We start from the raw sequence: 10,075 nt of genomic DNA, 5'->3' as shown, positions 1-10,075 counted from the left end.
GTTGCACTTTTATTTGCAATTCGTCATTTTTAAAAAATAAAAAACAAGAATAACTTTTAAATTTACTTTAAAATTTTATTATTCTTGTTTTTTATTTTACCGTTTTTTTAGTATATGTTTTATATGAAACAATTAATATTATATGTTTATATAAGTATAAAAAACTTCTATCCCAAGATAAATATAGCCGTCTTAAAAATTTGAATTTCAGAACAATCACATGTTAAACACCAACTACCATAACCGTATTTTATAGGAAATTACATAAAAGGTTATACTATATTTTCCATTTCTCTTTCTCTTAATAATTTTTTATAAATTGAAATTGATTGCAGATTTTTTACTTTTCTAACTTAAATTCATATGCTATTCTTTTTTTATCATCTAAATTATTTTTCATTGAAAGTGTTATTTCTCCTAATTCTTTAAATCCAAAATTTAATAAAAATCTTCTCATTATAATATTATCCTTATGAGTATCTACTTTGATATTTTTGATATTATTATTTTTAGCATATTCTATAATTGAAAACAAAATTTGTTTAGCTACACCTTTTTTGCGAACAGATTTTAATACTGCAAATCTATGAAGTGCAAGATACTTTTCAGATGTTGACCAAAGTGTTGATTTTTCATAATCAAGATCATAATTTGCTAATTTTAACGTTGCTACAACCTTATTTTCTAATTCATAAACAAAGGCTGTCTTTTCTTTTATATCATTTTTAATATCTTCAATAGACGGAGAACCGTGTTGCCGTTGATTAACATTCTGCTCCTTTAGAAATTTTTTACCGTCTTTCAGTATTTTCTCCACTATTTCTAAATCGCTATACTTTGTTTTTCTCAACATAACTACAATATTTCCTCTTTCAAAACTAATTCCACAGGACAATGGTCACTTCCAAATATATCGTTATGAATTTTTGCAGATTCTAAATAACATTCTATTTCTCTACTGATAAGAAAATAATCAATTCTCCACCCGGCATTATTTTTGCGTGCATTAAAACGATAACTCCACCATGAATACACTCCTGTTAAATTTGGATAAAAATATCTAAATGTATCAATAAAACCTGCATTTAACAATTCTGTAAATTTTCCACGTTCTTCTTGTGTAAAACCTGCGTTTTTTGTATTGGATTTTGGATTTTTTAAATCTATTTCTGTGTGTGCTACATTTAAATCTCCACAAACTACTACACCTTTTTTAGTGTTTAATTTAATTAAATAATCTTTGAAATCTTTTTCCCATTCCATACGATAATTAAGACGTTTCAGTTCACTTCCTGAATTAGGTGTATACACCGTAATAAAGAAAAATTTATCATATTCCAGTGTAATGACTCGTCCTTCCGTATCATGTTCATCAATACCCAGTCCATAGGTTACTCTCAAAGGTTTGTGCTTCGTGTAGATAGCCGTTCCTGAATATCCTTTTCTTTCTGCATAGTTAAAATAACTATAATAGCCTTCAAACTCTAAATTTAATTGTCCTTCCTGCATTTTTGTTTCTTGTAAACAGAAAAAGTCTGCATCCAACTTTTTAAAATCCTCTTCAAAATTTTTCTGGACAATTGCTCGTAGTCCGTTAACATTAAAACTAATACATTTCATTAATTATTCTCTCTTTCTTTTTGTTTCATATGAAACTTTTATTTTCCCAGACAAAATCGACTGAACAGTTCGTTAATTAATTCATCACCTGAATTTTCTCCTATAACTTCACCTAATAAATTAAATGTAGCTGTATAATCTATTAATACCATGTCAACTTCAAGTCCCGATCTTGCCGCACTGATCGCCTCATTTAAACTGACTAACGCTTTTTTTATTAAATTTACTTGACGTGTATTTGATAAATAGGTAGCATCTTTCGGTTTTGTTGTGCCGTTAAAAAACATATCTTTAATATTTTTTTCAAGCATTTCTATTCCTCTATATGTCGTCATAGAAGTTTCAATAATAGGGTGGTTGTATGATAATTTTTTCACTTCTTCTACATCTATTTTCGTTTCTAAATCGAGTTTGTTTAAAATAATTATGGTTTTTTTCTTTTCTGTTAATTTTAATAATTCTATATCTTCATTTGTTAAGTCTTCGTTACTGTTAAGTAAAAATAATACTAAATCCGCTTTTTCTAACGCTTCTCTACTTCGTTTTACTCCTATTTTTTCTACGACATCATCTGTTTCCCGGATTCCTGCCGTATCAATCAATTTTATTGGAACTCCTTTTATATTAACATACTCCTCAAGTACATCTCGTGTTGTTCCTGCTATGTCAGTAACAATAGCTTTATTTTCCTGTAATAAATTATTAAGTAAAGAACTTTTCCCTACGTTCGGTCTACCTATTATTGCGGTATTTATCCCATCTTTTATGATTTTTCCTTGTTTTGATGTTTCTAACAAATTTTCCAAACGAACTTTAATCGCTGTTGACTTTTCCAATATCGTTTGAGTAGTTTCTATTTCTAAATCATCATATTCAGGATAATCTATATTCACTTCGACTACTGCCAATATATCCAAAATATCCGCTCTCAATTTTTTTATTAAATTTGACAAACGCCCTTGCATTTGATTATTAGCAATCATACCTGCTTCATCTGTCTTACTTTTAATAAAATCTATAATTGCCTCAGCTTGCGTTAAATCTATACGTCCATTTAAAAAAGCTCTTTTTGTAAATTCTCCCGGTTCAGCCAATCTTGCTCCACATTCCAGACATAATCCCAGTATACGCTGTATTGTAATAATACCGCCGTGACAATTAATTTCTACCACATCTTCTGTCGTATAAGTACGAGGAGCTTTCATTTTTACAATCATTACTTCTTCAATTTTTTCTTTTGTTTTAGGATCTATAACATGACCGTAGTTTATAGTGTGTGTTGAAACTTCTTGAACAGTTTTTTCTTTCGGTAATTTTATAAATTTATCCGCTATTTCAAACGCTTTATCTCCGCTTAATCTCACAATACCGATAGCTCCTTCTCCCAATGCGGTTGAAATTGCACAAATTGTTTCACCCATTGTATCACTCCTTACTTTTTCTTCTTTCTTATTATACCGATAATATTATAAATATTTAATTTATTTGCTTGTTCACCCGAAAAGAAAGGCAGGATAGAACGTTACTTCTTATCCCACCCACATAAATTTTTATTTTAATAATTCTATTTCCGATAAAGCATCTTCCAAATCATCAATATCATATTCCTTAGATAAAACTCCAACCGCTCCGTTATTAAAAGCCTGTCTTTTATATGTCGGAACATGACCTACGCTGCTACAAATTAATATTTTTGCTTCCGTAGGATATAAATCATGGATAATACGTGTTGCTTCTAATCCATCCAATATCGGCATACAAATATCCATTGTAACTACATCCGGTTTTACTTTAGAAAACATTTCTATAGCTTCTTTGCCATTTTTAGCAAAATAACACTCAAATCCTGCCATCTTTGCTATTTCTGCACCGCGTTTGCGATAATATGCACTATCATCAACAATCAATATTTTTGCCATCTGTTTTCTATTTTACTCCTATCTAGCCGTAATAACCAAATATCTAAAAGGTTCTTCTCCTCGTGATTCCGTTTCTACATTTTTTATACCGGTTAAAGCATTATGAATAATTTTACGTTCAACACTTGTCATTGGTTCTAATTCCACAGGTCGTCCTGTTTTCTTAGATTTTTTTGCCAAATTTAACGCCAATTCTTCTAATGTTTTTTGACGAGTTTTGCGATAATCATCACAATCAACCGTTATTCTAAAGAAATGTGAACTGAATTTTTTTGCATAATTATTTACTAAAAATTGTAAACTATTTAAAGTAGCACCACGTTTTCCTATAATTAAACTCGTATTTTCTTCCGTTTTTATATTTAAAGTAAAATGTCTATTTCCTTCTTCTTTAAAATCTACATTTACATCAGGGTATCCCATTGCTTTTACTATATTTGTAAGATAATTTACAATTTTTTCTTTATTTTTTATTATATAATCTTCTCTTTTTTCCTTTTTCTCCGTTTTTTCGTCTGTTAAGATTTTTTCTTCTTTTGATCCTTCTTTTTCTTCTATTTCAATATTTTCTTTTTCTTTTACTTTTTCTGTTGTTTTTTCTAAAACATCAGTATTTTCCAATTCCAACGGAGTAAGTTTTACTTTGGCGTTTTTTTTGAATAAACCAAAAATACCGTTTGCTCCACCTTCAATTACTTCTATCTTTACCTTATCTTCAACTAAATTCAATTCAGCCAATCCTTTTTTTATGGCTTCATCAACTGTTTTTTCTTCGTATATATATTCTTTTTTCATTTTTAACTCCTCTTTATCTTAATAATTTACAACCTTTCAGTACATGATTTATAGATTTATCGAAATCTTCAAATGATAAATCTACCGCACCTTTTCTCACTATAATAATTACATCATAATTTTTTATAAAATCTTTTCTTATTTTAAAACATTCTCTTACATAGCGTTTTAATTTATTTCTCTTGTATGCTTTTCCTAACTTTTTACTTACAGATATACCTAAACGCATATGATTTAATTCATTTTCTTTAAAATAAATAACAAACTGCCTATTGGCGAAAGATTTTTTTTTTCTTATAATACTATCAAAATCACTACTCTTTTTTATTCTATATTCTTTTTTCATTCTAAAACCTTTCTCACCTTTTTATTTTAGCAGTTTATTAACAAATTTACAACTATATTCTCATGTTATATTTTTTAATTAAGATAACTTGTAAAACTAAACTCAACTGAAGACATAAAAAATTGAGCGACTCAAAAATCTTGATTTCATTAGAAATCGATTTTGTTAAGTCGCTCTTACATAATTCATTAGATTTAAAAAGCTCTTCTAAGCAAATTCCAAAATCATCGAACCGCTATGTCTAAGCCCCAATAAGTAAATTCTATTAGAATTTTTAACTTTTAGCTAGCTTATTTGCTAAAATTATTAAGCTGAAAGAACTTTTCTTCCTTTAGCTCTACGTCTTGATAATACATTTCTTCCGTTTTTAGTGCTCATTCTAGCTCTAAATCCATGTACTTTAGAATGTTTTCTTTTATTAGGTTGATACGTACGTTTCATTTTGCCCTCCTCGAGTTTTCTTTTTCTTTTGATAGATGTAATAACCAAATTAGTTTATCACATATATGTGAATTAATCAAGTGAAAAATAAATTTTATGTAAATACTGCTTATTTTTTAAATTCTAAACTTTTAAATAAAATAATATTTTTTATATAAAGTTTTATTAACAAATTATTAAAAACACCTTGTTAAGAACTTCTAATTTTTTATTTTTACTTTTTAAATTTAACATTTTATCAATTTTTTATTCACATTTCTAACAATTTCACTATAAAGTTTTTCCACAGGTTGTTAAAACTGTGTTAAAAACTTTTTATTTCTTTATTTTTTCTTGTTAAAAACTTTTTAATATGTATGATTTTCTTTCTTATTTCTTTTTAATTTTCCAAAAAAAATATATTTATTATTAAAATTTATTAACAAGTTTATAACTTTTATTCACAGGTTGTTAATATCTTTTTGTTTTCTTTTTCTTTTTATGTTATAATATTCTATATATTTTTTAATTGGAGGTTTTTTGTGAGTAATTCTAATTTTTTATGGGAAATTATTTTAAAAGAATTAAAATCCGAATTGCCTGAGGAAGTTTTTGAGACTTGGTTTTTAGCTGCCTCTATCGATGAAGTTGATTTTGTTAATAAAAATATTTCTATTACAAGTAAAGAAATTCTGGTTTCTCAATATTTAAAAGGTGCTTTTGATGATAAACTCAAAGCTATCCTTTACAAAACTACCGGACTTAATTTTAATATAGATTACGTTTCTTTAGATTCTTCAGCTATTTCTGTTAAAAATAATCACAACATTAGACAAAATACTATCCCTGCTGAAGATATTATTAAACAAAATTTTTTACAAGGTGATAAACCTTCAGGTGCTCAAAACTTTTATCAAAAGCAGAGTTTTTCTTTAGAAGGTTATAAAACTCCTACACCTAATAAATCACTTCCTATAAGCAAAACTAATCCTACCCTAAATAAAAATTTTACCTTTGATACTTTTATTGTTGGTGAAGGTAATAAATATGCTCATGCTGTTGCGTATACTGTTGCAGGAGACCCGGGTAAAAATTATAATCCCCTTTTTATTTATGGGGGTGTAGGTCTTGGAAAAACTCATCTTCTTCATGCTATTGGTAATGAAATTGAACATCATTTTCCTGATTTTAAAATAGAGTGTATTTCTTCTGAAAAGTTTGTTAATGAATTTATTTCTGCCATAAAAACCAATAATAATACAGATGAAATTTTCAGAAAAAAATACCGTGAAGTTGATGTTCTTTTAATTGATGATATTCAATTTTTAAGTGGAAAAACCGAAACACAAAACGCTTTTTTCCATACTTTTAATGATTTACAGATGAATCAAAAACAAATTGTTCTTATCAGTGATAGAGAACCTTCTCAACTTAACGATCTTCCTGATAGGCTTGTTTCCAGATTCCAACAAGGAGCAACCGTCGATATTACTCCACCGGATTTTGAAACTCGTATGGCTATTTTAAAATACAAGTGTGAACAATTTAAGGTTCCTCTTGATGAATCTACCTTAACTTTTATCGGCAATAATGTTTCTTCTAATATTAGAGAACTTGAGGGAGTTTTAAAAAAAATAAAGCTTATAGCTAATACTAATCACGACGAACCCTCGCTGAAAATTGCTGAGAGTATCTTAAAAAATGTTCGTTCCACCGGTAGAAAAAATATTTTACCTGAAAATATTATAGGAATTTGTTCTGAGTATTATCGAATTAACAAAGACGATATGCTTTCTTCTACTCGAAAAAAAGAGGTAGTTCAAGCTAGGAATATTGCTATTTATTTATGTAGAGAACTTACAAATCTTTCTTTTCCGGCTATCGGTCAACATTTTAATAAGGATCATACATCTATCCTCTATTCATTTAATAAAATCGCTAATTTGAATAGAGATGATTTTCCTATTTTATTTGAAGATATTGAGATATTGAAAGAACGCTTAAAAAAAAATAGTTAGTTTTTTACTTACAAGTTTTAAACAAGTTATTAACAACTGAAAACTTTCTTATTTTATTGCTTTTTTCAAGTTTTAAACAGTTTTAACAACACTTATTACTATTATTATATATAAATATATTATATAAGGAGAAAAAAATGAAATTTACCATTCAAAAATCTTACTTTCTTGAAGGCTTAAATCATGTTTCAAGAGTTATTGCACCTCATTCTATTTTAGAAATTTTAAAAGGAATTAAACTAGAACTTACTGATAATAAACTTATTTTAAAGGCTAGTGATTCTTTAGTATCTGTTGAATATGCAATAAATCAATATATTGATGATAAAGAAATTATTACTATAGAAGATGAAGGACAAGTAGTTTTACCTTCCAGAAATTTTATAGAGATAATAAGAAAAGCACCTACCGATTTTATAGAAATAGAAAAAGTTTCTAATAATATTTTAGTTTATTCGGGAAATAGTGAATTTAATATTAAAGGATATGATCCTGAAGAATATCCGGAATTTCCTGTTATTTCTAAAGACAACAGTTTTAAATTAGATACAAAAATTTTTAATGATGTTATAAGAGAAACTGTATTCTGTACGGCACCTAATGATCAAAGACCTATTTTAGAAGGTGTTAATCTTTCATTAAGAAACAAAATCTTAACCGCTACTGCTACCGATTCGTATAGATTAAGTAGAAGAGTTGTCATTCTAAACGAAGAAAATTCCGAAAAAGAGTTTAATCTTATAATTCCGAGAAAAGCACTACAATATTTCCAAAAAATGATAGAAAACGGTCAAGGAGAAGTGGAGATTTTTTATGAAAATAATCGTATAGTGTTATATTATCAAAATGTAGTATATACAGTACTTCTAATAAGTGGAAATTATCCGAACACTGACAAATTAATTCCAACTAATTTTGAATGTACTCTTGTTTCAAACAGTAGAGAATTTTTTAATGCGGTAGATAGGGTTTCTTTAATGAGTAGAGAAGACAAAGATGATATTATAAAACTAATTGTTTCTGAAAATTCATTGGAAATTTCATCACAATCAAAAGAATTGGGTAGTGCGGTAGAAGAAATGAATGTAAAATCTATGTTGGAAGATGATAAATTTGAAATTTCAGTTTCAGGAAAATATTTAAAAGATGCTGTGAATGCTATTGCTTCAGAAGAAATCATCATTAAATTTTCCGGTGAGTTAACAGCGTTTATAGTTCAACCGAGTGATTATCATAGAGATATAATTGAATTAATATTACCTGTAAGAACATATTAAAGGTGTAATATTATAAATGTTAAAATTATAGAAAATTTTTTAGAAAGTTCAATTTTCTTATATTTAATAATATTATTATAACTTTCGCAATAAATAAAATAAAAAAGAAAGCTATATTTTATATAAAAGGTAAAAAAATGTCTAGTAAAAAAAATAAATTAATTATTTTGTTAGGAATTATTGTTTTAGGGATGCTTTTAAGAACACCTATCACATCGGTAGGTGCTATATCCGGAAATTTAAAACAATTACTTAATATTAATAATACTATGGTCGGCTTTATTACGACTATTCCATTAATAGCATTCGCTTTATTCAGTTCTGCTGTTATTAAAATTTCACATAAGACAGGACTCGAAAAAACAATTCTTTTAGCTGCAATAATTACTACATTGGGTTTAACTTTAAGATTTTATCTTAATACGCCGATATTCTTTTTGGCAACCTTTATAATAGGGTTAGGTATTACGGTAGGTAATGTATTATTACCCGGTTTAACAAAAAAATATTTCCCGGAAAATCTTGGAGTTATGACAGGATTTTATGCTGTTGTTATGACAATAAGCGCTTCTATAGCGGCAGGAATAAGTTATCCTATAGCCAGTTCAAATATAATAAATGAGAAATTTTCTACAGCATTAGCGGTAAATATATGGCTAGTTGTAGCTGTAGTAAATGTAATAATATATTCTGCTATATCAAAAGGAAAAAAAGTGGAAGTTTTTGAAAATGAGGAAAAAGTTAATAAAAACTTATTAAAAAATCTAAAACTTTGGGCTATTACAATAAGTATGGGATTACAATCTGCATTATTTTATTGTAGTGTATCGTGGTTCGCTGAAATAATGATAAGTAAAGGATTTAGTCCGGAAATAGCCGGTTTATTATTATCTATCAGTCAGTTTGCACAGTTTCCATCAACGTTTTTAGTACCGATAATGGCTGATAAATTGAGAAATAAAATGATAATACCTGTAACTATTACAGTAGGATATATAGTTGCATTGTTAGGAATAATAATAACTAATGCTAATTTCAGTTTAATGGCGATATGGGTAATAATATATGCTTTAGCCGGTGGAGGATCATTTTCATACGTGATGTATTTATTTTCAGCAAAATCAAAAAATGAAAAAGAATCAGCAACCGTTTCAGGTTTAGCACAGTCCGGCGGTTATCTGATAGCAGCTGTATTTCCACCGTTATTGGGGTATATAAGAGATATATCAAATTGGAACATAGCCTTATACGTATTACTGGTAACAGCAGGAATTTTATTTGTAAGTTTAATATATTGTAGCTCTAAAGGTAATATAATAGAGGATTAAGTGAATAGATAAAATATAAAAGTTCTAATAAAATTTACTTGTTAACGTAAGATGTAATGGTTTATTGATTTAAGAATTTATTAAAAGATATTTTTTAAGATAATTAATCGTAAAGAGCAACTTGATAAAATTGATTTTTAAAGAAATCATAAATTTTAAGAAGCTCTTTTTAATGAAAATTTTTGTAAAAAAATCAATTTGTTTTTTCTGTAAAAATTTTATTGTATAAAAATATAGAATAAAAAAGCATAATAGATAGAAAAATAAAGTAATATAGTTAAAAAATAATATAAAAATATTTTTTGAAAAAGATAAAAAAAACAATTTTAAAAAATAAAATTAAATTATATGT

General features: G+C 27.2%; 10 protein-coding genes. 3 read left to right on the top strand and 7 right to left on the bottom strand.

All coding sequences use genetic code 11. The features are described 5' to 3' along the window. Positions 1-340 precede the first annotated feature (340 nt). From HMPREF1983_RS04235 to rpmH, 7 genes are all read right to left on the bottom strand, one after another. Positions 341-853 carry a GNAT family N-acetyltransferase gene (locus tag HMPREF1983_RS04235; RefSeq protein ID WP_021753065.1) on the bottom strand — a complete coding sequence of 171 codons (513 nt, stop codon included), beginning with the start codon at positions 851-853 and terminating at the stop codon, positions 341-343. Between the two features lie 2 nt (positions 854-855). Next, on the bottom strand, positions 856-1,620 hold the full coding sequence (locus tag HMPREF1983_RS04230; RefSeq protein ID WP_021753064.1) for an exodeoxyribonuclease III: 765 nt from the start codon (positions 1,618-1,620) through the stop codon (positions 856-858). Between the two features lie 38 nt (positions 1,621-1,658). Further along, on the bottom strand, positions 1,659-3,041 hold the full coding sequence (gene mnmE, locus HMPREF1983_RS04225) for a tRNA uridine-5-carboxymethylaminomethyl(34) synthesis GTPase MnmE (RefSeq protein ID WP_021753063.1): 1,383 nt from the start codon (positions 3,039-3,041) through the stop codon (positions 1,659-1,661). A 129-nt stretch (positions 3,042-3,170) separates the two neighbouring features. Then, positions 3,171-3,539 (bottom strand): response regulator, encoded by a 369-nt coding sequence (locus HMPREF1983_RS04220; RefSeq protein ID WP_021753062.1) that lies wholly within the window; start codon positions 3,537-3,539, stop codon positions 3,171-3,173. A gap of 18 nt (positions 3,540-3,557) precedes the next feature. Continuing rightward, positions 3,558-4,334: an RNA-binding cell elongation regulator Jag/EloR gene (gene jag, locus HMPREF1983_RS04215; protein ID WP_021753061.1), complete on the bottom strand. Its 777-nt coding sequence runs from the start codon at positions 4,332-4,334 to the stop codon at positions 3,558-3,560. Between the two features lie 13 nt (positions 4,335-4,347). Further along, positions 4,348-4,680, bottom strand: a complete 333-nt coding sequence (rnpA, locus tag HMPREF1983_RS04210) for a ribonuclease P protein component (RefSeq protein ID WP_021753060.1) — start codon at positions 4,678-4,680, stop codon at positions 4,348-4,350. Between the two features lie 306 nt (positions 4,681-4,986). Further along, positions 4,987-5,121 (bottom strand): 50S ribosomal protein L34, encoded by a 135-nt coding sequence (rpmH, locus tag HMPREF1983_RS04205; protein ID WP_040460981.1) that lies wholly within the window; start codon positions 5,119-5,121, stop codon positions 4,987-4,989. Between the two features lie 521 nt (positions 5,122-5,642). Here rpmH and dnaA point away from each other — a divergent pair. The 3 genes from dnaA (at position 5,643) to HMPREF1983_RS04190 (ending at position 9,723) form a co-directional block, all read left to right on the top strand. Continuing rightward, entirely contained in the window at positions 5,643-7,118 is a 1,476-nt protein-coding gene (gene dnaA / locus HMPREF1983_RS04200) for a chromosomal replication initiator protein DnaA (protein ID WP_021753058.1), read from the top strand. A 137-nt stretch (positions 7,119-7,255) separates the two neighbouring features. Then, entirely contained in the window at positions 7,256-8,395 is a 1,140-nt protein-coding gene (gene dnaN / locus HMPREF1983_RS04195) for a DNA polymerase III subunit beta (RefSeq protein ID WP_021753057.1), read from the top strand. A gap of 137 nt (positions 8,396-8,532) precedes the next feature. Further along, positions 8,533-9,723 (top strand): MFS transporter, encoded by a 1,191-nt coding sequence (locus HMPREF1983_RS04190; RefSeq protein ID WP_021753056.1) that lies wholly within the window; start codon positions 8,533-8,535, stop codon positions 9,721-9,723. The last annotated feature ends 352 nt before the right edge of the window (positions 9,724-10,075 follow it).

The sequence above is a fragment of the Gemella bergeri ATCC 700627 genome, from assembly GCF_000469465.1.
Lineage (GTDB): Bacteria > Bacillota > Bacilli > Staphylococcales > Gemellaceae > Gemella > Gemella bergeri.
The sequence above is the reverse complement of the archived record's forward strand: the minus strand, read 5'-3'. Positions and strand labels throughout refer to the sequence as shown.

Excerpts from the sequence above, each read along its gene's own strand:
- HMPREF1983_RS04235 (WP_021753065.1), bottom strand. The coding sequence starts at position 853 with ATGTTGAGAAAAACAAAGTATAGCGATTTAGAAATAGTGGAGAAAATA.
- HMPREF1983_RS04230 (WP_021753064.1), bottom strand. The coding sequence starts at position 1,620 with ATGAAATGTATTAGTTTTAATGTTAACGGACTACGAGCAATTGTCCAG.
- mnmE (WP_021753063.1), bottom strand. The coding sequence starts at position 3,041 with ATGGGTGAAACAATTTGTGCAATTTCAACCGCATTGGGAGAAGGAGCT.
- HMPREF1983_RS04220 (WP_021753062.1), bottom strand. The coding sequence starts at position 3,539 with ATGGCAAAAATATTGATTGTTGATGATAGTGCATATTATCGCAAACGC.
- jag (WP_021753061.1), bottom strand. The coding sequence starts at position 4,334 with ATGAAAAAAGAATATATATACGAAGAAAAAACAGTTGATGAAGCCATA.
- rnpA (WP_021753060.1), bottom strand. The coding sequence starts at position 4,680 with ATGAAAAAAGAATATAGAATAAAAAAGAGTAGTGATTTTGATAGTATT.
- rpmH (WP_040460981.1), bottom strand. The coding sequence starts at position 5,121 with ATGAAACGTACGTATCAACCTAATAAAAGAAAACATTCTAAAGTACAT.
- dnaN (WP_021753057.1), top strand. The coding sequence starts at position 7,256 with ATGAAATTTACCATTCAAAAATCTTACTTTCTTGAAGGCTTAAATCAT.
- HMPREF1983_RS04190 (WP_021753056.1), top strand. The coding sequence starts at position 8,533 with ATGTCTAGTAAAAAAAATAAATTAATTATTTTGTTAGGAATTATTGTT.